Origin of the sequence: Massilia aquatica (assembly GCF_011682045.1) — a bacterium.
GTDB lineage: Bacteria > Pseudomonadota > Gammaproteobacteria > Burkholderiales > Burkholderiaceae_D > Telluria_A > Telluria_A aquatica.
The window spans coordinates 1-26,182 of sequence record NZ_VVIW01000027.1 but is presented as its reverse complement, the minus strand read 5'-3'; the positions used below and the strand labels follow the sequence as shown (position 1 = coordinate 26,182).

Below are 26,182 nucleotides of genomic sequence, written 5' to 3'. Positions count from 1 at the left end.
TGTGCCCGCCCGGGCTGTCTTAGGCAGCGATCTTGGCGATCTTGGCGACGGACTTTTCAACAGCGTCGATCTTGTCGTTGGCTTCTTCCATGCTGCTGTTGTGCAGTTCTTCCAGCGCCCGTTTGTATTCGGTCGGGAAGACTTTGACGAACTTGGCGCGTCCTGTCGCCCAGTCGTCCAGCAGGTTGCGCGCGCGGGTCGAGCCCGTGTGCTTGAAGTGGCGTTCGATCAGGCGCTTGAGGATGGCTTCGTCCGATTCGGGATCGCTGGCGCGGCTCTGGCTGTGCCAGCCGGCGCGGTCGCCCTGCTCCTTGGTGCTGAGCACGCGCTCCAGGTTGACCATCGCGGTGTTGCATTTCTTCTCGAAGTCGCCCAGCGGATCGTAGACATAGGCCACGCCGCCCGACATGCCCGCCGCAAAGTTGCGGCCGGTGGCGCCCAGCACCACGACAGTGCCGCCGGTCATGTATTCGCAGCCGTGGTCGCCGCAGCCTTCGACAATCGCCGTCGCCCCGGAGTTGCGCACGGCAAAGCGTTCGCCCGCCACGCCGTTAAAGAAGGCTTCGCCGGCAATCGCGCCGTACAGGACTGTGTTGCCGACGATGATGTTATCCACCGCCCAGCCGCGGAACTCGGTGTTCGGACGCACGATGATGCGCCCGCCAGACAAGCCCTTGCCGACGTAATCGTTGCCCTCGCCCACCAGGTCCAGGGTAATGCCGGCGGCCAGGAAGGCGGCGGCGGACTGGCCGGCCGTGCCTTGCAGCTGGATGTGGATGGTGTCGTCCGGCAAACCGGCGTGGCCGTAGCGCTTGGCCACTTCGCCCGAGAGCATGGTACCGACGGTGCGGTTGACGTTGCGCACCGGCGAGATAAAGGAGACGCGCTCGCCTTTTTCCAGCGCCGCCTTGGCCTGGGCGATGAGCTTGTGGTCCAGGGCTTTTTCGAGGCCGTGGTCTTGTTCCTCGACCTGGCGCACGGCGCCGCCGGCCGGCACTTCCGGCTGGTAGAAAATGTTACTGAAGTCCAGGCCACGGGCTTTCCAGTGGCTGATGGCTTTCGATTTGTCGAGCAGGTCGACCCGGCCGATCAGTTCGTCGTAGCTGCGGATACCGAGCTGGGCCATCAACTGGCGCGCTTCTTCGGCCACGAAGAAGAAATAGTTCACCACGTATTCAGGTTTGCCCGAGAACTTGGCGCGCAGGATCGGGTCCTGGGTCGCCACGCCGACCGGGCAGGTGTTCAGGTGGCATTTGCGCATCATGATGCAGCCTTCGACCACCAGCGGGGCCGTGGCGAAACCGATCTCGTCGGCGCCGAGCATGGCGGCAATCACCACGTCGCGTCCGGTTTTCATCTGGCCATCGGCCTGCACGCGGATGCGGCTGCGCAAGCCATTCAGGACCAGGGTTTGCTGGGTCTCCGCCAGGCCCAGCTCCCACGGCGTGCCGGCGTGCTTGACCGACGACAATGGCGAGGCGCCGGTGCCGCCGTCATGGCCGGCAACGACCACGTGATCCGCCTTGGCCTTGGTGACGCCGGCGGCAACCGTACCGATACCGACTTCCGAGACCAGCTTGACCGAGATCGAGGCGCGTGGATTGGCGTTTTTGAGGTCGTGAATCAGTTGCGCCAGGTCTTCGATGGAATAGATATCGTGGTGCGGCGGCGGCGAAATCAGGCCCACGCCCGGCACCGAGAAGCGCAGGCTGGCGATATATTCGGTCACTTTGTGGCCCGGCAGCTGGCCGCCCTCGCCGGGTTTTGCGCCCTGCGCCATCTTGATCTGGATCTGGTCGGCCGAGTTCAGGTACTCGGCGGTGACGCCGAAGCGGCCCGAGGCCACCTGCTTGATGCGCGAGCGCAGGGAATCGCCTTCCTGCAAAGGAATATCGACCACCACGTTCTGCTCGCCGATGACGGAGGCCATCGTTTCGCCCTGCTTGATCTTGATGCCTTTCAATTCCTTGGTATAGCGGAACGGATCTTCGCCGCCCTCGCCCGTGTTCGACTTGCCGCCGATGCGGTTCAGGGCAATGGCGAGCGTCGCGTGGGCTTCGGTGCTGATCGAGCCCATCGACATGGCGCCGGTGGCGAAACGCTTGACGATCTCCTTGGCCGGTTCGACTTCGTCGAGGGGAATGGCTTTGGTCGGATCGAGTTTGAACTCGAACAGGCCGCGCAGTGTCAAATGACGGCGGCTCTGGTCATTGATGATCTGCGCGTATTCCTTGTAGCTCGAAAAATTGTTGCTGCGGGTGGAGTGTTGCAGCTTGGCGATGGCGTCAGGCGTCCACATGTGTTCTTCGCCGCGCACGCGGAAAGCGTATTCGCCGCCGGCATCCAGGGCGTCGAGCAACAGCGGGTCGTTGCCGAAGGCCAGGTTGTGCAGGCGCAGCGCTTCCTCGGCCACTTCGAACACGCCGATGCCTTCCACGTTCGACGAGGTGCCTTTGAAGTATTTGTCGACCAGCGACTTGTTCAGGCCGATGACTTCGAAGATCTGCGCGCCGCAGTACGACATGTAGGTCGAGATGCCCATCTTGGACATCACCTTCATCAGGCCCTTGCCGACGGCCTTGGTGTAGTTATAGATGGCGGTGTCGCCCGACATCTCGCCGCTCATGCCCTGCGCCAGTTCGATCAGGGTTTCCATGGCCAGGTAGGGGTGCACGGCTTCGGCGCCGTAGCCAGCCAGCAAGGCGAAGTGGTGGGTTTCGCGGGCCGAGCCGGTTTCCACGACCAGGCCGGTGGAGGCGCGCAGGCCGCGCGCCACCAGGTGCTGGTGCACGGTGGAGGTGGCCAGCAGGGCTGGAATGGCGACCTGTTCGGCCGAGACGGCGCGGTCGGAGACGATCAGGATGTTGTGGCCGGACTTGACCGCGTCCACCGCTTCGGCGCACAGCGAGGCCAGCGAGGCTTCGATGCCTTCCTTGCCCCAGGCGACCGGGTAGCAAATGTTCAGCTCGTACGACTTGAACTTGCCGCCGGTGTGGGCACTGATGTTGCGCAGACGCGCCATGTCGTCGAAGCCGAGCACCGGCTGCGACACTTCAAGGCGCATCGGCGGGTTGACGTTATTGGTGTCCAGCAAATTCGGCTTGGGACCGATGAACGACACCAGCGACATGACCATGGCTTCGCGGATCGGGTCGATCGGCGGGTTGGTCACTTGCGCGAACAGTTGCTTGAAATAGTTGTAGAGCGGTTTGAGCTTGTTGGACATGACCGCCAGCGGCGAATCGTTGCCCATCGACCCGGTGGCTTCTTCGCCGAGCACGGCCATTGGCGCCATCAGGAATTTCAGGTCTTCCTGAGTGTAGCCGAAGGCTTGCTGGCGGTCGAGCACGGAGGCCGGGGCTTTTTCGCCCTGGGCCGGCGCGCCAAGGCGGATGCCATCCCTGGCGCGGTTGTGGCCGAGCTGGCTTTCCTTGAGCTTGATCTCGTTGAGCTTGATGCGCACTGAGTTGATCCATGCCTTGTACGGCTTGGCGTTGGCGTAGGTGTCTTTCAGTTCCTTGTCGTCGATGATGCGGCCCGCTTCCAGGTCGATCAGGAACATCTTGCCCGGCTGCAGGCGCCATTTCTGGATGATTTTCGATTCCGGAATCGGCAGCACACCGGATTCGGAGGCCATCACGACCAGATCGTCGTCGGTGACGATGTAGCGCGCCGGACGCAAGCCGTTGCGGTCCAGGGTGCCGCCGATATGGCGCCCGTCGGTAAACGCCATGGCGGCCGGGCCGTCCCACGGTTCCATCATGGCGGCATGGTATTCGTAGAAAGCGCGGCGGTTGTCGTCCATCATCGTGTGATTTTCCCAGGCTTCCGGGATCATCATCATCATGGCCTGGGCGATCGGGTAGCCGGCCATGATCAGCAGTTCGAGGGCGTTGTCGAAGCAGGCGGTGTCGGACTGGCCTTCATAGATCAGCGGAAACAGCTTTTGCAGGTCTTCGCCCAGCACGGCCGACTTCATCACGCCTTCGCGCGCGCGCATCCAGTTGAAGTTGCCTTTGACGGTGTTGATTTCGCCGTTGTGGGCGATCAGGCGGTACGGGTGGGCCAGCGGCCATTCCGGGAAGGTGTTGGTCGAGAAACGCTGGTGCACCAGCGCCAGTGCCGAGATGCAGCGCGGATCTTGCAGGTCCTTGTAATAGACACCGACCTGGTCGGCCAGCAGCAAGCCCTTGTAGACGATGGTGCGGGCCGACATGGATGGCACGAAGAATTCTTTGCCGTGCAGCAGTTTCAGCGCCTGGATCGCGTGGCCGGACGACTTGCGGATCACATACAGCTTACGCTCGAGCGCGTCAGTGACCATGATGTCCGGGCCGCGGCCGATGAAAATCTGGCGGATCACCGGTTCCTTGCCGCGCACGGTCGGCGACATGGGCATGGCCTCGTCCAGCGGTACGTTGCGCCAGCCGAGCACGACCTGGCCTTCGATGCGCACGGCGCGTTCGATCTCTTGCTCGCAGGCGATGCGGGAGGCATTTTCTTTCGGCAGGAACACCATGCCGACGCCATATTCGCCCGGCGGCGGCAGTTCCACGCCCTGCTTTGCCATTTCGTCGCGGAAGTACTGGTCCGGGATCTGGATCAGGATGCCGGCGCCGTCGCCCATCAGCTTGTCCGCGCCGACAGCACCCCGGTGATCGAGATTCTTCAGGATCAAGAGGCCTTGCTCGATGATGGAGTGGCTCTTGTTGCCCTTGATGTGGGCGATGAAACCGACGCCGCAGGCATCGTGTTCATTGGACGGATCGTACATACCTTGGGCAATCATGCGCATTCTCCACAGCTTTTTAAAATCGAACACCAACATTAGTGCAATGCAGCAGAATGGGCAAGCGGATTAATTAGGGTCAGAGTCCAATTAACTGCGCTGGCGTCGCTCGGAAAATTAAATAGGGACACAGTAACCGGGTTTTCGTGTTGATGCGTTGCGGCTAGGTGGAAATGCGGGTTTTGGCGTTTCTGGCAGGCGAAAAAAAACGCCCAGCGGGCGTTTTCAGGGGGCGGGAGCCTTGATTTTGAACGGTCTGCCGCGCTTGGCGGGGAGCACCTGGCGTTTGGCGCGGTGTTGCAATTCCGTCTTAAAGGCATCGGAACCGAGCGGCCAGCCCTTGAGCACGGCGCCGTTGATCTGGTCGAGCTGCGCGCGCGTCAGCGCTGGGCGGCTCAGTTCGATATAGGCGGCTTCGCGCTGGAAGGGGGTGTTGCCGAGTGCCCAGTACAGGGCGTGGTCGGTGATCAGGTTGTCGGGCTGGGCGCCGGCGTGGTGGGGGTAGCTCGACCATGGGTAGTCCAGCGGGTCGGACACGAGTTCGTTGCGCACCGGGTTGTATTCTATATAGCGGCTGCACAGCAGCAAGTAGGCGGCGGCGTCGATCAGGGAAGTTTTGAAGCGGCCCTGGAACAGGCTGCCGCTGCGGCCGTACTTGGCGTTAAACCAGGGAACATAATAGCGGCCGACGCGCTGCATGGTCTGGGCCAGCCCTTCCACCGTGGAGGGGGAGGCGAGCAGGTGCAGGTGGTTGGGCATCAGCACGTAGGCGTGGATGGCGACCTTGAATTCCCTGGCGCTGTCTTTCAGCCAGCCGAGGAAGCGCTGGTAATCTTCAGCTTCGCGGAAAATCAGCTGGCGATCGTTGCCATGCTGGATGATGTGGTGCGGCTGGTTGGGCAGGACAAGACGGGGAAGGCGGGCCATGGCGGTATGAACAGAGCTGCGGAGGCCGGTATTTTACTGAACTATCACGACTCTGTCCCTGATTAAAAACAGGCTCATGATTACCGGGGCCGACTATGTCCCTGTTTATGAGGCTTGGATGCCGCGTTGCGCTGCCTTGCCCGCCTCGCAAAGCAATTGAGCGATCTGCTGAATATACGCCCTTTGTTCCAGCAAGAATACGGGAAGCTTGCTGGCGCCGTTCGCCGCTCCCCACATTGCGCCGGCCATCGCCGCGATCGTATCCACGTCGCCGCCACAGGCGATGGCAAACGCCATCATGTCGTCAAACGGCGCGTGACGAAAGCGCAGTGCCAGATAGATCGCCGTGAAACAGGAGGTCTCGGCGGTCATGCCATTGCCCAGCCGGACGGCAATCGATCGCGGCGCGTGGGCAAGCGTGCCGCTATCGGAGAAGCACTCAAAAAACGCCAGCTTGGACACCAGCCTCGGGTCGGAACAGTGGTCGCTTAACAGCGCCAGCGTGTCGGCCGTCGTTCGCTGGTGCAAGAGTGCGTACGTTGCCACCGCAATCAGCACGGCGCCGCCGATACCGAGGGGGTGCGAATGCGTGACGCGCGCGCTGTCGACGGTGGCGCGCAGCATGGCGGCAAGATCGTGCACATAAAACAGGGCGACGACAGGCGCGCGCATGGCAGCGCCATTCCCGTACGAGCCCTGCGAAAAAACCGAGGTCGACGCCGACTGCCAGTCTTGTCCGCGCTGAATCCGTTTCAATATCCTGGCGGTACCCTGGCCATAGCCCCGGCTCCAGGCATACCCATCGGCAAAGCGGCGGGCGAGGTCGGCCTGATCGAGTTCTCCCCGCGCCAGCAAGGATTCGGCAAGGTCGAGCGACATCCGGGTGTCATCGGTCCAGCGCGCTTCGCCATCACGGGTGCGGCCGATGGCGCGCCACAGCGCCCGCTCCATGAAGCCGCCCTCGTACGGCGCGCCGAGGGCGTCACCGCTGGCCAGGCCCAGCAGGCATCCGGAAAAATGGTCGGGAGAGCGTGTCATTGCCGGGGCCGACGCGATGCTCGCCCGGCGCCTTGAATGGCGCGCGTGCAATAACTGAGCGGCAATGCGCGTTGCAATGTAACCGGTTACGCGATGGTGAAACCGGCGGACAGGCTGTAGCCTTCGCCGTAGGCGCTGCGCAGGGGCAAGTCCTGGCCGAGGCCGGAACGGGCTTTCTTGCGCAGGCGGTAGACCAGCATGTCGACCCGGCGGCTGGCGTCCGGGTCGTCGCCGCCCATGCCGGCCACGATCACCTGGCGCGGCACCGGACGGGTGTTGAGCGTGAGCAGGTGCAGGAAGTTGCACTCTTTTTCGGTCAGGTCGATCACCGCACCCATCAGTTCGAGCTGGCGCGCGCTGACGCGCAAGGTCCACTTGCTCGGCAGCTGGGCTGCGGGCTCGGGCGGACGCACGCGCCGGTCCAGCGCTTCGATGTGGGCGGCGAGTTCGGGAAACTTGATCGGCTTGGTCAGGTAATGGTCGGCGCCCAGGCGCAGGCCCAGGATGCGGTTGTCGAACGCGACGCGCCCGGTCAGCACCAGCAGGCCGATTTCGGGATACAGCTGGCGCATGCGCGGAATGACATTGAAACCGTCTTCGTCGGGTAAGCCAAGGTCGAGCACGACCACGGCGGTCGGGGTCTTGGTCAGCGCCGCCCACATCTCGGCGGCGGTGGTCGCGATCATTACTTCATGGTTGAGTTCCGTCAGAAACTCCGCCATATCGCCGGCATAGTCGCCGTTGTCCTCAACAATCAATATCTGCGTCATGGGTTGGCCATTTTGTTCATTTCATTACCCCGTGCGTAACATACGTAGATTCACTACTTGCGCGCGGTGCCTTCCCTAGTGTGTTGATTACCGGAATTATCACTGCTGCACCATTCCGGCGCAACTGTTTTCCCCGTCGCCCGTTGCGCGGGGAGCCAGATTTTGAACACCGGGCCCGACGATGGCACGTTTTGAACTTCGATGGTGCCTCCGTGCACTTCGACGACCGAACGCGCCATATACAGGCCGAGGCCGGAGCCCTGGCCGACGGCGTTGCTCCCACGATATCCTTTGTCGAAAATCATGCCAATTTCCGCTTCCGGCACGCCCCGGCCGTGGTCGCAAACCGACAGTTCGATGCCGTCCTTGGTTGCGTGCCCAGCCAGCAGGATGGGCTGTCCCGGCGCGCAGTATTGCAGCGCGTTATCAACCAACACTTTCAATGCCAGCCGCAAGGCATTCGGCTGGGCCCGGATCAAGGGCGGCAAGCCGCTCGTTTCGATGCGGGCGCTGCCGCCTGCCGCGCTGACCTGGGCCGCCGCTTCCTGCAACAGCACCTCGGGCGCGACAGTGTCTGGCTGGCGCGCGCTGCCGATCTCGTCCATGCGGTCGGGCGACAGGTACTGGTCCAGCATACCAATCAGCCGGTCCACCGCACCCTGAATCTTGCGATAACGCTGGCGGGTCGGCTCGTCGGCCTGCGTTGCGGTCGCCTCCAGACGCTGGATGGCGCCGTCGATGGTCGACAAGGGCGTGCGGAATTCATGGTTCAGCATGCTCGCGAAGCGACGTTTTTCCTCGGCCCGCCCGCGCTCGGCACTGGCGTCGATCAGCACGCCGACCAGCGCGCACGGCTTGCCGCTGGCGTCGGTCAGCAGGGTCGAGCGCACGTCGAGCGCGACCGTGCTGCCATCGGGACGCAACTGGTCGACACGCCGCAGCAGCTCGCGCCGGCTCCGGTCGCCTGCGGCAAAGCGGGCGATGCGCTCCGGCAATCCCGCGCACAAGGCGGCCAGCGGCGACGCGGCCTGCGGGCTGGACAGTTGCTTGCTGACATCCGCAGCCTCGTAGCCGAGCAAATCCCGTACCGATGGGCTGATATAGGACAAGCTGCCGGACGCGCAATCGACGATCCAGGCCACATCGCCGCGCAACTCGGCAATGGCGCGAAACTGTTCCACGAGCCTGTTGTCGCTGGACCGCACCGACCCTTCGCTTTCCTCGCTGACACTATTGTTCATGGAACGCTTTCTTCAACCGGGGCCCACTGTTCAAAATTGCACCGCGCTAGTATATCGCCAACATTGCAGTAAGTATATGAACACAAATCCGAGCTTGCTATTCGTCCAGCGGCGCGAAAATGGCTTGCAGGTCTTCTTGCGTCAGGCTCATTTTTTGCGACTCGCCTTCGGCCAGGATCGACTGCGCCAGATCGGATTTCTTTTGCTGCAATAACTGGATCTTTTCTTCCAGGGTGCCCTTGGCGATCAGCTTGTAGACGAACACCGGCTTGTCCTGCCCGATGCGCCAGGCGCGGTCGGTGGCCTGGTTTTCGGCGGCCGGATTCCACCACGGATCGTAGTGGATCACGGTATCGGCCGCGGTCAGGTTCAGGCCGACGCCGCCGGCCTTCAGGCTGATCAGGAAGATCGGCACCGCGCCCTGCTGGAAGGCGGCGACCTGGGCCGCGCGGTCCTTGGTGTCGCCGGTGAGCAAGGCGTACGGAATGCGGCGCGCGTTGAGCTCCTCTTCGATCAGCGCCAGCATGCTGGTAAATTGCGAGAACACCAGGATCTTGCGCCCTTCTTCGAGCAAATCGTCGACCATCTGCATCAGGTCGATCAGCTTGGCGGAGCCGCTGTCTTTCTTCTTGGCAGGCAGCGCCTTCACCAGGCGCGGGTCGCAGCAGACCTGGCGCAGCTTGAGCAAGGCTTCCAGGATGACGATCTGGCTGCGCGCCACGCCTTTTTTGTCGATCTCGTCGCGCACTTTCTTGTCCATCGCCAGGCGCACGGTTTCGTACAGGTCGCGCTGGGCGCCCGACAACTCGACCTTGCGCACCATTTCTGTCTTCGGCGGCAATTCCTTGGCGACATTGTCCTTGGTCCGGCGCAGCAGGAAGGGCCGGATGCGGCGGTTCAGCAGCGCGCGCCGCAGTGGGTCGTCCTGGCGCTCGATCGGGTGGCGGAACTGGCTGTTGAAGGTTTTTTCATCGCCCAGCAAACCCGGCAGCAGGAAGTGGAACTGCGACCACAGCTCGCCCAGGTGGTTTTCGAGCGGGGTGCCGGTCAGGCACAGGCGGTGGCGCGACTTGAGCAGGCCGGCGCTCTGGGCCGCCTTGGAACGGTTGTTCTTGATGTAGTGCGACTCGTCGAGAATGACGAGGTGGAACTCGTGCTCGCGCAGCTTTTCTTCGTCGCGCGGCAACAGGGCGTAGGTGGTCAGGACCAGATCGACTTCCTCGATCTTGTCGAACTGTTCCAGGCGCTCCTTGCCTTGCAGCAGCAACACGCGCAGATCGGGCGCGAAGCGGGCCGCTTCGTCCTGCCAGTTGGTCATCAGGCTGGTGGGCGCGATGACCAGGGCCGGATGGGTCAGGCGACCGGCTTCTTTTTCGATCAGGATGTGGGCCAGGGTTTGCACCGTCTTGCCCAGGCCCATGTCGTCGGCCAGGATGCCGGCCAGGTCGTACTCGCGCAAAAATTGCATCCAGGCCAGGCCATCTGCCTGGTAATCGCGCAGGGTCGCCTGCAAGCCCGCCGGGGGCGCGACTTTTTGCACCGAACCGAACAAGCTCAGCTTGCGGCCGGTTTCGCGCAACTGCTCGCCGCCAAACCAGCGTAAAGCGGTTCCGCGCGCCAGTTCTTCGAGACGGCCCGCATCCAGGGTCGAGAGCCTGACCTTGGTTTTGATCTTGTCGCTGAAGTAAAGTTCACCGAGCGTGTTGAGAATGGGTTTCAGGCGGCCCCACGGCAGCGCCACGCGCAGGCCGTCCGGCAACGTCGCCAGCATCTGGTCGGCGTCGGCGTGGGCGGCCAGCACTTCGGGATCGAAGTCGCTCGGGGCGCTGCGGATCAGTTGCACCAGCACCGGCAGCAGCGGCACGCGTTTCTGGTTGACCACGATGCCCAGCTCCAGCTCGAACCAGGCGTTGCCCGCTTCGGCCGGCTCGTCGATCTCGGCGTACCAGTCTTCCACCGCGACCACGTCGTAACGGTATTTATTCGATTTCTGGACATGCCAGCCGGCCTCGACCAGGCCAGCCAGGTCGCCTTCGGCAAAACGCAGCCAGTGCGCCTGGCTTTCGAGCTGCCGGGCGCCGGCCAGGGCGTTCAGCGGCGGCGTACCGGGCTTGCGGAAACCGAGCGCGGTGAGTTCGTCCAGTGCGGCGGCCTCGGCCGCGCTATCGCGGGCGATGACTTCGGTCACGTCGCCCACCTGGCGCACCACGCGCTGGGCCGGATCGAAGGCCACGCGCTCGCCGTCGTAGTCGAAGGAGAGCACGGCGTAATCGTGCCAGCGCTGGTGCGCGCCGTCGGCCAGCGGCACGCTGTCGAGCAGCAAGTGCGGACGCGGCTTGACATCGTCGCGCAGGCGCTGGATGAGCGGCTGCGGCAGCGGCATGAGTTGCTGCAAGCCATGCGCCAGCAACAGTTGCGACACGCGCTTCTTATCGTTGCCGCTCAGCGCCGGGGCTTGCGCCACCAGCGCCTGCAAGTCGGCCAGGGAAATGTCGACCCCGCCGCGGTTGAGCGCCAGCGCGCCGCAGGACAGGTTGTCGATGTACCACGGCGGATCGGTCGGCAGCATGTAGTCGATCTGGTCGGCGGCGGTGTGGGTCGCGCCGCTGGCGGGCTGGACTTGCCAGCCGAGGCGCGCGGTACGGCCTTCTTCGCGCCAGACCAGGTTGGCTTCGCGCACGGGACCGGCCTGCAGCGGATAGATCAGGCCGTTTGCCATGTCGGCCCAGGAATTCGCCCACAGCAGCTTGTCTTGTTCCAGCAACATGTGCAGCAGGATGGCGCCGACCTTGCCTTTCGGCTCGGTCGCGCTGCCGCCCTGGGAGGCGGCGCCGCTGCGCATGGCGATGAAGAAACGCACCAGGTCTTCATCGTCGCCTTCCAGATAGGCGGGCGGGGCCGACAGCAGGGAAAACACTTCGCTGACCGGGCTGGCGGCGGCCACTTCGCCATTCGGGCGCAGGCGCGCCTTGCACAGGCACAGGGCCACGTGGCGCCCGCCGCTGGTCGGGGCCAGCACATAGACGAACTTGTACTGGGCGACTTTGGGATCCTTGACCTCCAGGTCGAGCTTGGGCTGCGGGTGGGCGGCGGCCTCGACCCGTTGCAGCCAGCTGGCGATCGGCGCCGGCAGGGCCGACGCCGGCGTGGCGTGCGGCGCAGCGGTGGCAGGGCGTCCTTCTCGGGGTTCGTCGCGCGTTAAATCCATCGTGTGCATGTGTTCTGTAAGGGCAATATCGAAGACGATAACACCCGATATTATCCGACATAAAGACGCTTGTGTTCTGTTCTCTTTCGCACGAAGTGATGGGGAACGGGCCGCGCGCTGGCCGGCATTGCGCCCGCATGCATGATGGGTATTTTCGAGCGGGCTGTCATGAGCGCCGCCGGCACACTGCGTTCGGCGCGTCGATCACTGCGCCGTCAGCAAATGACATCGCTTGATCGCAGGTTGGCGCCATGCTGAGGGCTCGCCCGATTTGCGCCAGAGAAGGCGATAAAAATCAGGATGGCTCTGCTATCAATAGCAAAACATTGATAAGATTCAATTTTCCGCTACGGATCCTAGTCGCGGAAACGCTGGAATCGACCCGCCTGCCGGCACTACACAAATTCGAGCTAACCCTTCATTCAAACTTCATGAACCGTCGCGTGACCTGCATTGCCATTATCGTCATCGTTGTGCTGTGCGCAGCCAAATTGTATGGCCACGTTATTTACGCAATGTACGGTGGAGATATTCCCGCAAGGTGGAATCCGGATTTGTATCTGCTGTCGCACAAAGATCTGGTAGGACAGCTGGGACGTCCCGATGTGGATTTGGCGGGAAAAGGTTATCAATACTGGCAGAAAACAGCGTGGTGGGGACTTTATGAACTGCAAGTAGGGTACGCCGATTGCTGTACCGCTCAATCACTTCCTTCCAGCGTGTACATTGCCGCATACGTGAAGGGAAAATATGATCCCGTTCTGTACAAAAAAATTTCCAGGGCTGGCGTAGCGACGGAAAGCGGAATCGCAAAAGCATCTGCCAAAAATCCCCCGCAGTGATGTTGCTATTGTTGCTATTTATACTCAGATGTATAAAATGGCAACCTTCGAGCCCTTCTATTCGCTGCGCCGCTCTTGTTCCTCCTGGAGAAATCATGAAACTGTCCGCCGTCCTCGCCCTGCTGCTGTTTACCGCCACCGCCAATGCCCAGATCGGCGACCGCGTCGTCATGGCCAAGGATGAAAGTCCGGTGATGGCCGCGGCAATCGCCAAAGCCCAAGGCTCGCTCGATACCTTTCTCGCGACTTACGCAAAACCACCGGCAGGCGCCGGCATGTTCCGCGTCAAGGTAAAAATCACCGATGAGAATGGCAGCGAGCATATGTGGGTGATGCCGTTCAAGCAGACCAAAACCGGCTTCACCGGCACCGTCTCGAATGAACCACAGATCATCGAGAGCGTCGAAAACGGCGAAGAAATCACCTTCAAGCGTTCCGATATTTCGGATTGGGGTTATGTGCAGAACGGCAAGCAAAAAGGCAGCTACACCGTGTGCGCGCTGTTCAAAACCATGCCGGCCAACGTGGTCAAGCAATATCGCGAACAGCACGGTTTCGAATGCTGATTGCATGACGATGACGGCAGGGCGCGATTTATCATAAAACAACATTGATATTTACTTATCACAGTCCTACACTGGCTATTCGGCACAGCGCTTGCGCTCTGCCTTCTTTCACCGGGAATAGCATGAAACTGCCTGCGTTACTTGCCTTGCTGCTGTTGACTGCCACAGCCAACGCCCAGATCGGCGACCGCGTGGTGCGGGTCCCCAATGAAAACAAGGACATGGCCGCCGCCATCGCCAAGGCGCAGGGCTCGCTCGATGCCTTCCTTGCGCTCTACGCCAAACCGCCCGCCGGTGCGGAGCAGTTCCGCCTCAAGGTCAAAGTCACCGATGACAACGGCAGCGAGCATTTCTGGGTCATCCCGTTCAAACAGACCAACACAGGTTTTACCGGCACCATCGCCAACGACCCCGATATCGTCGAGAGCGTCGAAAACGGCGATGAAATCACCTTCAAGCGCACCGACATTTCGGATTGGGGATACGTCCAGAACGGCAAGCAAAAAGGCAGCTTCACGGTGTGCGCCATGTTCAAGTCAATGCCAGCGAAGGTGGTCAAGCAGTACCGCGAGCAACACGGTTTCGAGTGCTGACATGAAGCAGTATTTTTTCGACTACGAAGAAGGCATGAACCGGGACAATTGCCACCCGCGCTTTGCGACACTGGCCTCCGAGGACTTTTACTACGACGGTTGCGACGATTTCACGCCTTTCGGCAGCGACACCGGCCACGATACCCTGACCGCGCTCCAGGATTGGTATCAGCACGGCGGGCGTGATCGCGAGATCGGCTCATTCGTGCTGGGCTTGTTCAAAGAATGGGATTGCCCTGTTCCCAAGGATATCTGGCGCGCGCAAGCGGACGTCATCGAAGCGTGGCTGGCGCTGGAACCGCTCAATGAGCGCTTTCTGATGGACGAATGGCGGGTCAGGGTCGCCGCGGCGTTCGGCCAGCTGCGCATCAGCGGCGATATCGAAGCGCGCATGCTCGACGACGCCTTGCTCGCCATGCGTTTCCAGCTCTGGTTCAACGAGCGGGCGCGTACCGTCTATCCGGCATGGGAATATGCCGACGCCGAGAAAGCGCGCTTGCTTGCCATGCAGGCGGTATTGGAACAGGTGCGTGCCGGCGTCGGCAAGCGTTAAGCGACGCTGTCGGCTCGATTGCGCGCCGACAGCGATGTTACGCCAGCGCCGCCAGCATGCGTTCCATGTCCGCTTCCGCGCTGTCGCAATTGGCCAGGAAGATCACCGACAGGCGCCGCGCCGGCAGCCGCATCAGCAGGGTATTGAATCCCCATAAGCCGCCACTGTGAAACACCACGGCGGCGCCGTTGCGCTCGATAATCTCCAGCCCGAAACGGTAAGGCAGCAAGCTGCCGTCGGCCAGCGCCGAGGGCTGCAGCATCGCACGCAACAGGCTCCCCCGATCGTCCCATTGGCGATGCCATTCGCGTTCCCACAGCACCAGTTCATCGGTGCTGGCATACACGCCGCCATCGCCCACGGTGTTCGCATTGCCCAGATACTGTTTGAATCCGCGCGGGCGCCGCGCATCCGCCTCATAACTGAGCACGCGCTGCATGATGATATTGCTGCGGTCATCGTCAAACCCCATGCGCTCGATGCCGAGCGGCTGGAACAAGGTCTCGCGTGCAAAGCGCGCCGCGGACAAGCCGCTCAGGCGCTCGATCAATGCCGCCAGCAGGATATAGTTACTGTTGCTGTAACCATGTTGCGTACCGGTCGGAAAAGCCAGCGACTCGAACCCGGCGATCATTTTTAAAATCAGCGCATTGTTAAAATAATCGGCCTCGTGCCGTCCCAGCTGGCATTGCAGAAACTGGAAATAATCGGGAATGCCACTGCTGTGATTGAGCAGCGAGCGCAAGGGAAACGCCTGTTTCATGCGCGCCAGTTCCGGCAAGTGGCTGCACACATCGTCATCGAGCCCGATGCGCCCGGCGCGCACCAGCGCCAGCACGCAGGCCGCCGTGAACTGCTTCGATTCCGACGCCAGATAATAGGCCGACTTTCCCGACAGCGGCACCGCCAGTTCCAGCGACGCCATTCCGTGATGCAGCTCGCATGCCACGGCATTATCCTGCAGCACGACGGCACTGAAACCCGGCCCCTCGGCCGGTAATGTCGATTGAAGTTCAAGAAAATACCGGCGCAATTTTTCCATGGTTTTTTTATGCTAATCAACAGGACCGGGGCAATGTACACTGTCCGCTTTTAAACAGCCAGAGCGGCGGTCGCCGTGCACACCGCTGCGGCACTGTCAAGACTGGCGCATTCGCCGCGATTGCGTATCATTGCCCGCTTGACTCATCAGGATGTTCCCCATGCTCCCAACTATCGAACAACGTCTCGCCATTGAACTTGCCGCCAAGCCCGTCCAGGTTGCCGCCGCCATTGCCCTGCTCGACGAGGGCGCCACCGTTCCCTTTATCGCGCGCTACCGCAAGGAAGCGACCGGCGGACTGGACGATATCCAGTTGCGCCTGCTGGAAGAGCGCCTGCGCTACCTGCGCGAGCTGGAAGACCGGCGCGCCGCGATCATCGCGTCGATTACCGAACAAAACAAGATGACGCCGGCCCTGCTCGACGCCGTCACCCACGCCGAAGACAAGACGCGCCTGGAAGACTTGTACCTGCCATACAAGCAGAAACGCCGCACCAAGGCGCAGATCGCGATCGAAGCGGGCCTGGCGCCCCTGGCCGAAGGCTTGCTGGGCGACCCCACCATCGCCCCCGAAGAAGAAGCGGCCAAGTACCTGCGCGAAGCGTTCACCAGCGACGACGGCAACAACCCCGGCGTAGCCGACACCAAGGCCGCGCTGGACGGCGCGCGCCAGATCCTGATGGAGCGCTTCGCCGAAGACGCGACCTTGTTGCAGTCGCTGCGCGAGTACGTGCAGGAACACGGCATCGTCGAATCGAAAGTGGTCGAGGGCAAGCAGGATGAAGGCGAAAAATTCGCCGATTATTTCGACTACTCCGAGACCATTTCGACCGTGCCCTCGCACCGCGCGCTGGCGCTGTTGCGCGGGCGCCGCGAAGGCATCCTGGACGTGGTCCTGCGGCTCGACACCGAGGCCGAAAAACCCAAGTGGGACGCGCCGCACAACCCGTGCGAAGGCCGCATCGCCGCGCGCTTCGGCATCAGGAACCAGGGCCGCCCGGCCGACAAATGGCTGGCCGACACGGCGCGCTGGACCTGGCGCGTGAAGAGCTTCATGCACCTGGAGACGGAGCTGATGGGCGCCCTGCGCGAACGCGCCGAACTCGATGCCATCAACGTCTTCGCCCTGAACCTGAAAGCGCTGCTGCTGGCCGCGCCGGCCGGCCCGCGCGCCACCATGGGCCTCGACCCCGGCCTGCGCACGGGCGTGAAAGTGGCCGTGGTCGACGCCACCGGCAAGGTGGTCGACACCGCCGTCATCTATCCGCACCAGCCGAGGAACGACTGGGACGGCTCGCTGCACGTGCTGGGCGCGCTGGCCGCGAAACACAATGTGTCCCTGATCTCGATCGGCAACGGCACCGCCTCGCGCGAAACCGACAAGCTGGCGCAGGACCTGATCAAGCAGCGCGCGGAACTGAAGCTGACCAAGATCGTGGTGTCGGAAGCCGGCGCGTCGGTGTACTCGGCCTCCGAATTCGCCTCGCGCGAACTGCCCGACATGGACGTGTCGCTGCGCGGCGCGGTGTCGATCGCGCGCCGCCTGCAGGACCCGCTGGCCGAATTGGTGAAGATCGATCCCAAGTCGATCGGCGTGGGCCAGTACCAGCACGATGTGAGCCAGTCCCAGTTGGCGCGCTCGCTCGACGCCGTCGTCGAAGATTGCGTGAATGCGGTCGGGGTGGACGTCAACACCGCCTCGGCGCCGCTGCTGGCGCGCGTGTCCGGTTTGTCGTCGAGCGTGGCGCAGGCCATCGTGACCTACCGCGACCTGAAAGGCGCGTTCACCTCGCGCGCGGACCTGAAAGCGGTGCCGCGCCTGGGCGACAAGACCTTCGAACAGGCGGCCGGTTTCCTGCGCGTGATGGGCGGCGCCAATCCGCTCGACGCGTCGGCGGTGCACCCGGAATCGTATCCGCTGGTCGAAAAAATCCTGGCCGATATCAAGAAGGAGATGAAGTCGGTCATCGGCGACGCTTCGCTTCTGAAGACGCTCAATCCGGCCAAATACGCGGACGACAAATTCGGCGTGCCGACCATTACCGACATCCTCAAGGAACTGGAAAAACCGGGCCGCGATCCGCGTCCCGAGTTCACCACCGCCACCTTCAAGGAAGGCGTGGAAGAAATCCGCGACCTGCGCCCGGACATGATTTTAGAGGGCGTGGTCACCAACGTGGCCGCCTTCGGCGCGTTTGTCGACATCGGCGTGCACCAGGATGGGCTGGTGCATATTTCGGCGCTGTCGAACACCTTCGTGAAGGACCCGCACACGGTGGTCAAGGCCGGCCAGGTGGTGCGCGTGAAGGTGCTGGAAGTGGACGAGAAGCGCAAGCGCATCGCCCTGACCATGCGCCTGACCGACAGCGCGCCGCAGGCCGGGTCGAAACCCGAGCAGCGCGGCGACCGCACCGACGGCAAGCGCCTGGCGCAGCACCAGCAGAAGCAGGAGCGCGCGCCGGCGCCGGCCGGCGGCAGCATGGCGGCGGCGTTTGCCAAGCTGCGCGGGTAAGAGGTGCATGAGCCGTGCATGAGCCGTCCATGATCGCAATTTCCGCCTGCGATCCGGACAGCTTTGACGCGCGCGTGCTGATCGAGGAGCTGTCGGCGGCGCTGGCGGCAATCACCGGCGACAGCGGCAAGGCCTCGTTTGCGGCCGACGATGCACGCACGGCGCGCGCGCTGTTCGTGGTGGCGCGCGGCGAGGCTGGGCAGCTGCTCGGCTGCGCGGCATTGCGTGCGCTGGAGGGAAACGCCGACGTGGGCGAGATCAAGCGCATGTTCGCGCGGCCCGGCACCAAAAGCGCCGGCGCGGCCCTGCTGGCGCACCTGGAACGGGCGGCGCGGGAGTTCGGCTACCGCGCACTGTGGCTGGAAACGCGCAAGGTCAATACGCGCGCCGTGGCGTTCTATGAAAGGCACGGGTATCGCACGATTCCCAACTACGGCAAATATGTGGGGCGTGAGGAGGCGGTTTGCCTGGGCAAACTGCTGGGGGAGGAATAAAGCTTCCTTTCAGCCTACCTTCTACCCCGTCGTTCCCGCGCGCCGCCCGACCCCAAACGTCCGCCCCCCGCCGTTTTCTTATAAAATGGCGGCATCTAACCTATTTCCCACCGAGGCAAGCCATGAGCGACGTAAAAACCTGGATCAAAGACACCGTAACCGCCACCCCAGTGGTGCTGTTCATGAAAGGAACCGCCCAGTTCCCGCAATGCGGCTTTTCGGGCCGCGCCATCCAGATCCTGAAAGCCTGCGGCGTCGAGAATATCGCCACCGTCAATGTGCTGGAAGATCCTGAGGTGCGCCAGGGTATCAAGGACTATTCGAACTGGCCAACCATTCCCCAGCTCTACGTCAAGGGCGAATTCATCGGCGGCTCCGACATCATGAACGAGATGTTCGAGTCCGGCGAACTCAAAGCCCTGCTCGATGCCTGATCTGCGCCCGCGGCGCCTGGTTGTCGCCATCACCGGCGCCACCGGCGCCGTGTATGGCGTGCGCCTGGTCCAGCAACTGGCCGCCACGCCCGGCATCGAGACGCATCTGATCGTCTCGGATGCGGCCGTCCTGACCCTGCACCAGGAACTGGGCATGCAGCGCCGCGAGGTCGAGGCGCTGGCCCATGTCGTCCACAAGAACCGCGATGTCGGCGCCTCGATCGCCAGCGGCTCGTTCCAGTCCGATGGCATGGTCATCGCCCCCTGTTCGATGAAAACCCTGGCCGCCGTGGCCCTGGGCCTGTCCGACAACCTGATCGCGCGCGCGGCCGACGTGGTGCTCAAGGAGCGCCGCCGGCTGGTGCTGATGGTGCGCGAAACCCCGTTCAACCTGGCGCACCTGCGCAACATGACGTCGGTAACGGAAATGGGGGGAGTGATCTTTCCACCACTGCCGAGCTTTTATCACAAGCCCGAGAGCATCGACGACATGGTCGATCATACGGTGGCGCGGGTGATGGACCTGTTTGGGGTGGTGCACACGCTGGCGCCGCGCTGGGCCGGCATGAAAGCGGGAACGGACGCCAGGGACGCCTGAGGCGCGGCAGGCGTGTTCAACGCCCCGCTATGCCGCTATGCGCGGCAATGATCTTGTAACGAACAAACAAGCGAGCGAGCAGGCAAGCAGAGGACCGCGCCAGCCTCCCCGGCGCCGCCCTGCCGCGCTGGCCGCGCTCAGCGCTTGTCGAACTGCCAGCTGTCGGCCTTTTTCAATTCCTTCGCTTCCTCGACCATCCGGCGATGGGCGATGCGCTTGCGCATGACTTCTGCGTGCTGCGCGGCAGTCATCGGGGGAACAGTCATCAGGTCCTTGAGTTGCGCGGTGTTGCTGTAGTTACTTTTCATAAGACGGCTGGGTCCTCGGCGTGGTGCGTAACGGGATGACAAGACTGCAATTGCTGTTGTGATTATGAGCCACTATGCCGCTTTTGTGCGGCACAATATAAACCATTGCACCGGTGAAACTTCACCACGGTCTGACCAGTGTGCATGAATTTTATGGCTTCGCCATGACAAATCATAAAGTCCCGTCGAATTCGCAAAGGACGGCAAGCTGATTCGGCGTTGATGTGACGCGGAAAGCGTCCAGAGACAGGGCGCCGCCCATATGGGGGCGCCTGGGGTGGAAATATGTCTGTTTATATCAACCCGGATCGGGTAAATATATGTACCAAATAGCTACTTTTGGTAATTAATGCGTACAAGCATGCGAATGAATTCTCGTGCTATTTGACGATGATGTTCGTCCAGCCGCTGTAAATCTGCAATTAATTTCACATCAGCGGATTCGAAGCGCGACAAACCGGCCGCGCCTTCGCCGTTCGCGGCAGCGCTTTCGTCGCCCCCAAAGCGTAACCATTCGGCGGGTACGCCCAGCCATTGCGCGATCATGCGCAGCTTCTCCTGGGTGGGAATCGCCTCTCCCACAAGCCATTTCCGGGCAGCATGCACCGTGATCGGCCGTCCATCGAAGCGAATGTTAAATTCCCGCGCCAGGCGGGTGGGGCTGTCGGGTGAGTAGTGGGCGTTCTTCAGGGCCTGCTGGAGGCGCTCACTAAAGCTTTCGCGTTCGTTGGATGAATTCATGGGTGGCACTATTTCATGCAATGGCATGAAAGTCAGTCTCTTGACGGTTGAGACCAATTGTGACAAGTTACATTTTCGATGTAACAATCAAGTGAGAATTGTACACATATAAAGCAAGGACGAAAACCGCTGGCGGATGTTAATTCTTCAGCAATTTTTTGCGGCTTGGTGCACTTGATCGGATGTCACTGGTCGGGAAAACCAGTGTAGGCGCAGCGCCGTAGCGCCACCCCCGCGCACGAACCGCTGGTTTGTCTTGGATCAGATGCAGGCGCGGGATAACGCCGTTTTCATGGCTGGGGCGCAAGAAGGCGTCATGCCGCTGCCACCCGGCTGCGCTTCCCGGACGAGACCTGCAGCGCCCGCACAATTTTTCGACGTCCCCGTGCGGCATTCTTTCGTGTCCGGGATAGCGGCAGGCACGCTACAATAGGTTGACGTTGACGTAAACGGCAAGCTGCGCACCAACGCCAGGCGATGGCGCGCGGCCCCTTCCCACCGCGCCTATGAATAGCTCCGAGCCTCTGATGTCCCTCCGTACTTACACCATTGCCGAACTGGCGCGCGAATTCGACATCACCGCGCGCGCCATCCGTTTTTATGAAGACCAGGGCCTGCTGCGCCCCAGCCGCGAAGGCGTGGGCGGGCGCAACCGGGTCTACACGGCGCGCGACCGCACCCATCTCAAGCTGACCCTGCGCGGCAAGCGCCTCGGCCTGACCTTGTCGGAAATCAAGAGCATCGTCGACATGTACGAGTCGCCCAAGGATACGGCGGCGCAGATGAACCGCTTCCTCGGCGTGCTGGCCCACCAGCGCGAAACGCTCGAACGCCAGCGCGAGGATATCGACATGGCGCTGGCTGAAATTGCCGCCCATGAAGAAGAATGCCGCCGCATGCTGGCCGAGCAGACGGCCAATGCATAAATAGCAGCGCTGCTTGACGTTTACGTTAACGTCAAACATGCGTATGATGAACTCTTCCCATTCCGACCCCGCGAGGACGACAAATGCTGCATCTTCCAGGCTTGACCTTTGACCATGGCGAAGACATCGCCGCGCTGCGCGAAGCAGTCCAACAATTCGCTGCGGTAGAGATTGCTCCCCGCGCGGCGGAAATCGACCGCAGCGACCAGTTCCCGATGGATCTGTGGCGCAAGATGGGCGACCTGGGCGTGCTGGGCATCACTGTCGACGAGCAATACGGCGGCGCCCAGATGGGCTACCTGGCGCACATCGTGGCAATGGAAGAAATCTCGCGCGCGTCGGCCTCGGTCGGCCTGTCGTACGGCGCCCACTCGAATCTGTGCGTCAACCAGATCAAGCGCAACGGCAGCGAAGAACAGAAGCAGAAGTACCTGCCGAAGCTCATTTCCGGCGAATACATCGGCGCACTGGCCATGTCCGAGCCAAATGCGGGATCGGATGTGGTCAGCATGAAACTGCGCGCCGATTTCAAGGGCGACCGCTGGGTGCTCAACGGCACCAAGATGTGGATCACCAACGGCCCGGATGCCGATGTGCTGGTGGTGTACGCCAAGAACGACCTGGAAGCGGGCCCGCGCGGCATGACCGCCTTCATCATCGAAAAAGGCTACAAGGGTTTCTCGATCGCGCAAAAACTCGACAAGCTGGGCATGCGCGGCTCGCACACGGGCGAACTGGTGTTCCAGGATTGCGAAGTGCCGGCCGAAAACGTGCTCGGTGGTTTGGGCAAGGGCGTCAATGTGCTGATGTCGGGGCTCGATTTCGAGCGCACCGTGCTGTCGGGCGGACCGCTGGGCATCATGGCCGCCTGCATGGACGCGGTCGTGCCGTACGTGCACGACCGCAAGCAGTTCGGCCAGCCGATCGGCGAATTCCAGCTCATGCAGGGTAAACTGGCCGATATGTATTCGACCATGATGGCGTGCAAGGCGTATGTGTACGCCGTGGGCCAGGCCTGTGACCGCGCCAGGACGCCGGAAGCGATCCGCAACCTGCGCAAGGATGCGGCAGGCGCGATTCTGTACAGCGCCGAAAAGGCCACCTGGATGGCGGGTGAAGCGATCCAGACCCTGGGCGGCAATGGTTATATCAACGAGTATCCGGTCGGACGTCTGTGGCGCGATGCGAAGCTCTACGAAATCGGCGCAGGCACCAGCGAAATCCGCCGCATGCTGATTGGGCGGGAGTTGTTTGCCGAGACGAAGTAATTACGGTCCCCACCGACCTCAAAACCGTCTTCCCCGCGCAGGCGGGGACCCATAGCACCTGTGGTCATAGTCAGTGTATCGCTGCTCATAAGTGCTATGGATTCCCGCCTTCGCGGGAACGACGAGCTTGCGGCGTATAGAATAGTCTTCCCACCAAGACTGATCGAGAAGCCAGATGACACAAGTTGCGTTCCCCAAGCTGCTGTCTTCGCAGATTGCTTTCGACATCGCCCGCACCATTCTCGACGGTTTCGACAAGCACTACCGCCTGTTCCGCCAGACCAGCCAGACCGCCAAGCGCCATTTCGAAACCGGTTCCTGGGCCGTGGCCCAGCAGGCGGCGCGCGAGCGCATCGGTTTCTACGACCAGCGCGTGCAGGAATGCGTGCAAATCCTCGAAGATGAATACGACAACGGCGAACTGACCGACGAAGTCTGGCGCGAACTCAAGCTGCATTACATCGGCATGCTGTCCGGCCACAAGCAGCCCGAGCTGGCCGAAACCTTCTTCAACTCGGTCTGCTGCAACATCCTGCACCGCACCTATTTCCACAACGATTTCATTTTCGTGCGCCCGGTAGTCTCCACCGAGTACATCGAAACCGAGGAACTGCTGCCGACCTACCGCGTGTACTACCCGGCCAAGGACGGCCTGCGCTTCGCGCTCAAGCGCATCGTCACCAATTTCCAGCTCAACTGCAAGTTCGCCAACCTGGACCGCGACATCGCCCTGGTCGAAGCACGCCTGAAGCTGATCTTCGGCGGCGAGGCACTCGAACCCAACCACCAGATCCAGGTGCTGTCGAGCCTGTTCTTCCGCAACAAGGGCGCCTACATCGTCGGCAAGGGCATCAACGGCAACCGCGAATACCCGTTCATCGTGCCGATCCTGCACAACCGCCACGACGAGCTGATCCTCGACACGGTGCTGTTCGACCATGAACAGATCACCATCCTGTTCTCGTTCACGCGCGCCTACTTCCTGGTGGACATGGAAGTGCCCTCGGCCTACGTGCAGTTCCTGCGCAGCCTGCTGCCACGCAAGCCGCGCAGCGAGATCTACACCATCCTCGGCCTGCAAAAGCAGGGCAAGACGCTGTTCTACCGCGATTACCTGCAACACCTGAAACACACCGCCGACCGCTTCGAAATCGCGCCCGGCATCAAGGGCCTGGTGATGCTGGTGTTCGCGCTGCCCTCGTTCCCGTACGTGTTCAAGGTGATCAAGGATTTCTTCCCGGCGCCGAAAGAAACCACGCGCGCCCAGATCAAGGAAAAATACCTGCTGGTCAAGAACCACGACCGGGTGGGCCGCATGGCCGACACGCTCGAATACTCGAACGTGGCCTTTCCGCTGGAACGCTTTTCGGAAGAACTGATCGCCGAGCTGATGCACCACGCGCCCTCGCTGGTCGAGTACGAAGGCGACCGCATCATCATCCGCCACCTGTACATCGAACGGCGCATGGTGCCGCTCAATATCTTCCTGAACACGGCCGAAGTGGCCGGCAACGATGCCCTGATCGAACATGGCGTGCTCGAATACGGCAACGCCATCAAGGAACTGGTGGCGGCGAATATCTTCCCGGGCGATATGCTGTATAAAAACTTCGGCGTGACGCGCCACGGCCGCGTGGTGTTTTACGATTACGACGAAATCGAATATATCACCGACTGCAATTTCCGCAATATCCCGGAACCGCGCAACGAAGAAGATGAAATGTCGGCCGAGCCGTGGTATTCGATCGGCAAGCACGATGTTTTTCCCGAGCAGTTCGGCGCATTTTTGCTGGGTAACGCGAAAATCCGCCTGTATTTCATGAAGCACCACGCGGACCTGCTGACCAGGGACTTCTGGCAGTCGCGCAAGCAGCGCATCATGGACGGCCATATCGAAGACGTGTTCCCGTATCCGCAGCAAATCCGCTTTTGCAACCAGAGTGCCGCCGATAATCCGGCGGTGTATACCCCGTCCTATTTGGAGAACTTACACAATGAATGATCCAGTCGTTATCGTCGGCGCGGCCCGCACACCCATGGGCGCGTTCCAGGGCGATTTTTCCTCCAAGTCCGCCAGCGACCTCGGCGCCGTGGCGATTGCCGCCGCCGTCGAGCGTTCCGGCGTTGACGCCAAGCTGGTCGAACACGTTTACTTCGGCAACTGCCTGATGGCCGGCCAGGGCCAGGCCCCGGCGCGCCAGGCGGCCATCAAGGGCGGCTTGCCGCTGTCCGCCGGTGCGGTCACCCTGTCCAAGATGTGCGGCTCGGCCATGCAGGCGGCCATTTTCGCCCATGACACCCTGCTCGCGGGCAGCGCCGACATCGTCGTCGCCGGCGGCATGGAGTCGATGACCAATGCGCCGTACCTGATTCCGAAGGCACGCGGCGGCTACCGCATCGGCCACGCACAGATGCTCGACCACATGATGTACGACGGCCTGGAAGACGCCTACTCGCGCAACGAGAAAACCGGCGAAGGCCGTTCCATGGGCACCTTTGCCGAAGAATGCGTGGCCAAGTACGCGTTCACGCGCGAAGCGCAGGATGCGTTTGCGATCGCCTCGGTCAAGCGCGCGCAGGAAGCGAACAACGAAGGCTACTTCAAGTGGGAAATCGCGCCGGTCACCGTGACCACGCGCGCCGGCGACGCCATCATCGACAAGGATGAAGGCCCGGCCAAGGCCAGGCCGGAAAAAATCCCGGCCCTGAAACCGGCCTTCAAGAAGGATGGCACCATCACCGCCGCCTCGTCGTCGTCGATCAACGATGGCGCCGCGGCGCTGGTGCTGATGCGCGAATCGAAAGCGCGCGAACTGGGATTGACCCCGATCGCCCGCATCGTCGGCCACTCCACCTTTGCCCAGGAACCGAACCTGTTTACCACCGCCCCGATCGGCGCGCTGCAAAAGCTGTTCGCCAAGACCGGCTGGACGCCGTCGGAAGTCGATCTGTACGAGATCAACGAAGCGTTTGCCGCGGTGCCGATGGCGGCGATGCACGAACTCGACATCCCGCACGAGAAGGTCAACATCCACGGCGGCGCCTGCGCGCTGGGCCACCCGATCGGCGCTTCGGGCGCGCGCATCATCGTCACCCTGCTCGGCGCGCTGAAGAAGACCGGCGGCAAGCGCGGCGTGGCCTCGCTGTGCATCGGCGGCGGCGAAGCGACGGCGATGGCGTTTGAGATGATGTAATGTACTACGGTGGCTTTCGCCATCGTCCGTAGAGCCGTCGTCCCCGCGAAGGCGGGGATCCATAGCACCTTTGAGCATAGGTGCTATGGATCCCCGCCTGCGCGGGGAAGACGGTTTTGAGGCGAGCGGTCCATCATA

Annotated in this window: 21 protein-coding genes; 12 read left to right on the top strand and 9 right to left on the bottom strand. The window is 62.1% G+C overall.

The genetic code is table 11. From position 1 onward, the window contains the following. Window positions 1-19 precede the first annotated feature (19 nt). From F1609_RS28655 to F1609_RS28630, 6 genes are all read right to left on the bottom strand, one after another. The gene (locus tag F1609_RS28655; RefSeq protein ID WP_167080459.1) at window positions 20-4,789 is read right to left on the bottom strand and encodes a glutamate synthase-related protein; all 4,770 of its coding nucleotides are present in this window, start codon (window positions 4,787-4,789) and stop codon (window positions 20-22) included. A gap of 225 nt (window positions 4,790-5,014) precedes the next feature. Next, entirely contained in the window at window positions 5,015-5,716 is a 702-nt protein-coding gene (locus tag F1609_RS28650; protein ID WP_167080457.1) for a transposase, read from the bottom strand. A 105-nt stretch (window positions 5,717-5,821) separates the two neighbouring features. Beyond that, the gene (locus F1609_RS28645) at window positions 5,822-6,754 is read right to left on the bottom strand and encodes an ADP-ribosylglycohydrolase family protein (RefSeq protein WP_167080455.1); all 933 of its coding nucleotides are present in this window, start codon (window positions 6,752-6,754) and stop codon (window positions 5,822-5,824) included. 86 nt (window positions 6,755-6,840) lie between these two features. Next, on the bottom strand, window positions 6,841-7,524 hold the full coding sequence (locus F1609_RS28640; RefSeq protein WP_167080453.1) for a response regulator transcription factor: 684 nt from the start codon (window positions 7,522-7,524) through the stop codon (window positions 6,841-6,843). A 53-nt stretch (window positions 7,525-7,577) separates the two neighbouring features. Continuing rightward, window positions 7,578-8,765 carry a PAS domain-containing sensor histidine kinase gene (locus F1609_RS28635; RefSeq protein ID WP_167080452.1) on the bottom strand — a complete coding sequence of 396 codons (1,188 nt, stop codon included), beginning with the start codon at window positions 8,763-8,765 and terminating at the stop codon, window positions 7,578-7,580. Window positions 8,766-8,862: 97 nt separating this feature from the next. Beyond that, complete coding sequence (locus F1609_RS28630) at window positions 8,863-11,973, bottom strand: DEAD/DEAH box helicase (protein WP_167080556.1); 3,111 nt, start codon at window positions 11,971-11,973, stop codon at window positions 8,863-8,865. 251 nt (window positions 11,974-12,224) lie between these two features. On the opposite strand from F1609_RS28630, the gene F1609_RS28625 reads away from it, so the two are divergent. The 4 genes from F1609_RS28625 to F1609_RS28610 all read left to right on the top strand — a co-directional run bounded on the left by F1609_RS28625 (window position 12,225) and on the right by F1609_RS28610 (window position 14,527). Further along, entirely contained in the window at window positions 12,225-12,815 is a 591-nt protein-coding gene (locus tag F1609_RS28625; protein ID WP_167080450.1) for a hypothetical protein, read from the top strand. Between the two features lie 95 nt (window positions 12,816-12,910). Further along, window positions 12,911-13,381: a YegJ family protein gene (locus F1609_RS28620; protein ID WP_167080448.1), complete on the top strand. Its 471-nt coding sequence runs from the start codon at window positions 12,911-12,913 to the stop codon at window positions 13,379-13,381. A gap of 122 nt (window positions 13,382-13,503) precedes the next feature. Continuing rightward, on the top strand, window positions 13,504-13,974 hold the full coding sequence (locus tag F1609_RS28615) for a YegJ family protein (RefSeq protein WP_167080445.1): 471 nt from the start codon (window positions 13,504-13,506) through the stop codon (window positions 13,972-13,974). A 1-nt stretch (window position 13,975) separates the two neighbouring features. Further along, a complete protein-coding gene (locus tag F1609_RS28610) occupies window positions 13,976-14,527 on the top strand; it encodes a MolR family transcriptional regulator (protein ID WP_167080443.1) in 552 nt (183 codons plus the stop codon). A 37-nt stretch (window positions 14,528-14,564) separates the two neighbouring features. On the opposite strand, the gene F1609_RS28605 is transcribed toward F1609_RS28610, so the two are convergent. Beyond that, on the bottom strand, window positions 14,565-15,569 hold the full coding sequence (locus F1609_RS28605) for a serine hydrolase domain-containing protein (protein ID WP_167080440.1): 1,005 nt from the start codon (window positions 15,567-15,569) through the stop codon (window positions 14,565-14,567). Window positions 15,570-15,729: 160 nt separating this feature from the next. Here F1609_RS28605 and F1609_RS28600 point away from each other — a divergent pair, with 160 nt between their 5' ends. From F1609_RS28600 to F1609_RS28585, 4 genes are all read left to right on the top strand, one after another. After that, window positions 15,730-18,081 carry a Tex family protein gene (locus F1609_RS28600; protein ID WP_167080438.1) on the top strand — a complete coding sequence of 784 codons (2,352 nt, stop codon included), beginning with the start codon at window positions 15,730-15,732 and terminating at the stop codon, window positions 18,079-18,081. A 29-nt stretch (window positions 18,082-18,110) separates the two neighbouring features. Next, entirely contained in the window at window positions 18,111-18,575 is a 465-nt protein-coding gene (locus tag F1609_RS28595) for a GNAT family N-acetyltransferase (RefSeq protein ID WP_167080436.1), read from the top strand. Window positions 18,576-18,697: 122 nt separating this feature from the next. Continuing rightward, window positions 18,698-19,009, top strand: a complete 312-nt coding sequence (grxD, locus tag F1609_RS28590; protein WP_166874774.1) for a Grx4 family monothiol glutaredoxin — start codon at window positions 18,698-18,700, stop codon at window positions 19,007-19,009. After that, window positions 19,002-19,607: a UbiX family flavin prenyltransferase gene (locus F1609_RS28585; RefSeq protein ID WP_167080433.1), complete on the top strand. Its 606-nt coding sequence runs from the start codon at window positions 19,002-19,004 to the stop codon at window positions 19,605-19,607. Before grxD ends, F1609_RS28585 begins: the two co-directional genes overlap by 8 nt. Window positions 19,608-19,744: 137 nt before the next feature. Here the strand turns inward: F1609_RS28585 and F1609_RS28580 are convergent, their stop codons facing one another. Further along, window positions 19,745-19,915 (bottom strand): hypothetical protein, encoded by a 171-nt coding sequence (locus F1609_RS28580; RefSeq protein ID WP_166874768.1) that lies wholly within the window; start codon window positions 19,913-19,915, stop codon window positions 19,745-19,747. A gap of 333 nt (window positions 19,916-20,248) precedes the next feature. Then, on the bottom strand, window positions 20,249-20,656 hold the full coding sequence (locus tag F1609_RS28575; RefSeq protein ID WP_167080431.1) for a hypothetical protein: 408 nt from the start codon (window positions 20,654-20,656) through the stop codon (window positions 20,249-20,251). A 527-nt stretch (window positions 20,657-21,183) separates the two neighbouring features. Between F1609_RS28575 and F1609_RS28570 the strand changes: the two genes are divergently transcribed. The 4 genes from F1609_RS28570 to F1609_RS28555 all read left to right on the top strand — a co-directional run bounded on the left by F1609_RS28570 (window position 21,184) and on the right by F1609_RS28555 (window position 26,044). Further along, entirely contained in the window at window positions 21,184-21,582 is a 399-nt protein-coding gene (locus F1609_RS28570) for a MerR family transcriptional regulator (RefSeq protein ID WP_167080429.1), read from the top strand. Window positions 21,583-21,665: 83 nt separating this feature from the next. Then, complete coding sequence (locus tag F1609_RS28565) at window positions 21,666-22,850, top strand: isovaleryl-CoA dehydrogenase (protein WP_167080427.1); 1,185 nt, start codon at window positions 21,666-21,668, stop codon at window positions 22,848-22,850. A 175-nt stretch (window positions 22,851-23,025) separates the two neighbouring features. Then, window positions 23,026-24,852: a bifunctional isocitrate dehydrogenase kinase/phosphatase gene (gene aceK / locus F1609_RS28560; protein ID WP_167080425.1), complete on the top strand. Its 1,827-nt coding sequence runs from the start codon at window positions 23,026-23,028 to the stop codon at window positions 24,850-24,852. Further along, complete coding sequence (locus F1609_RS28555; RefSeq protein ID WP_167080423.1) at window positions 24,845-26,044, top strand: acetyl-CoA C-acyltransferase; 1,200 nt, start codon at window positions 24,845-24,847, stop codon at window positions 26,042-26,044. The genes aceK and F1609_RS28555 overlap by 8 nt, the downstream gene beginning before the upstream one ends. The last annotated feature ends 138 nt before the right edge of the window (window positions 26,045-26,182 follow it).

What these genes read in the sequence shown, in the direction of transcription:
- F1609_RS28580 (WP_166874768.1), bottom strand. Translation starts at nt 19,915, where the DNA reads ATGAAAAGTAACTACAGCAACACCGCGCAACTCAAGGACCTGATGACT.
- F1609_RS28555 (WP_167080423.1), top strand. Translation starts at nt 24,845, where the DNA reads ATGAATGATCCAGTCGTTATCGTCGGCGCGGCCCGCACACCCATGGGC.
- aceK (WP_167080425.1), top strand. Translation starts at nt 23,026, where the DNA reads ATGACACAAGTTGCGTTCCCCAAGCTGCTGTCTTCGCAGATTGCTTTC.
- grxD (WP_166874774.1), top strand. Translation starts at nt 18,698, where the DNA reads ATGAGCGACGTAAAAACCTGGATCAAAGACACCGTAACCGCCACCCCA.
- F1609_RS28570 (WP_167080429.1), top strand. Translation starts at nt 21,184, where the DNA reads ATGTCCCTCCGTACTTACACCATTGCCGAACTGGCGCGCGAATTCGAC.
- F1609_RS28595 (WP_167080436.1), top strand. Translation starts at nt 18,111, where the DNA reads ATGATCGCAATTTCCGCCTGCGATCCGGACAGCTTTGACGCGCGCGTG.
- F1609_RS28565 (WP_167080427.1), top strand. Translation starts at nt 21,666, where the DNA reads ATGCTGCATCTTCCAGGCTTGACCTTTGACCATGGCGAAGACATCGCC.
- F1609_RS28615 (WP_167080445.1), top strand. Translation starts at nt 13,504, where the DNA reads ATGAAACTGCCTGCGTTACTTGCCTTGCTGCTGTTGACTGCCACAGCC.
- F1609_RS28645 (WP_167080455.1), bottom strand. Translation starts at nt 6,754, where the DNA reads ATGACACGCTCTCCCGACCATTTTTCCGGATGCCTGCTGGGCCTGGCC.
- F1609_RS28635 (WP_167080452.1), bottom strand. Translation starts at nt 8,765, where the DNA reads ATGAACAATAGTGTCAGCGAGGAAAGCGAAGGGTCGGTGCGGTCCAGC.
- F1609_RS28625 (WP_167080450.1), top strand. Translation starts at nt 12,225, where the DNA reads ATGCTGAGGGCTCGCCCGATTTGCGCCAGAGAAGGCGATAAAAATCAG.
- F1609_RS28655 (WP_167080459.1), bottom strand. Translation starts at nt 4,789, where the DNA reads ATGATTGCCCAAGGTATGTACGATCCGTCCAATGAACACGATGCCTGC.
- F1609_RS28600 (WP_167080438.1), top strand. Translation starts at nt 15,730, where the DNA reads ATGCTCCCAACTATCGAACAACGTCTCGCCATTGAACTTGCCGCCAAG.
- F1609_RS28630 (WP_167080556.1), bottom strand. Translation starts at nt 11,973, where the DNA reads ATGGATTTAACGCGCGACGAACCCCGAGAAGGACGCCCTGCCACCGCT.
- F1609_RS28610 (WP_167080443.1), top strand. Translation starts at nt 13,976, where the DNA reads ATGAAGCAGTATTTTTTCGACTACGAAGAAGGCATGAACCGGGACAAT.
- F1609_RS28605 (WP_167080440.1), bottom strand. Translation starts at nt 15,569, where the DNA reads ATGGAAAAATTGCGCCGGTATTTTCTTGAACTTCAATCGACATTACCG.
- F1609_RS28575 (WP_167080431.1), bottom strand. Translation starts at nt 20,656, where the DNA reads ATGAATTCATCCAACGAACGCGAAAGCTTTAGTGAGCGCCTCCAGCAG.
- F1609_RS28650 (WP_167080457.1), bottom strand. Translation starts at nt 5,716, where the DNA reads ATGGCCCGCCTTCCCCGTCTTGTCCTGCCCAACCAGCCGCACCACATC.
- F1609_RS28620 (WP_167080448.1), top strand. Translation starts at nt 12,911, where the DNA reads ATGAAACTGTCCGCCGTCCTCGCCCTGCTGCTGTTTACCGCCACCGCC.
- F1609_RS28585 (WP_167080433.1), top strand. Translation starts at nt 19,002, where the DNA reads ATGCCTGATCTGCGCCCGCGGCGCCTGGTTGTCGCCATCACCGGCGCC.
- F1609_RS28640 (WP_167080453.1), bottom strand. Translation starts at nt 7,524, where the DNA reads ATGACGCAGATATTGATTGTTGAGGACAACGGCGACTATGCCGGCGAT.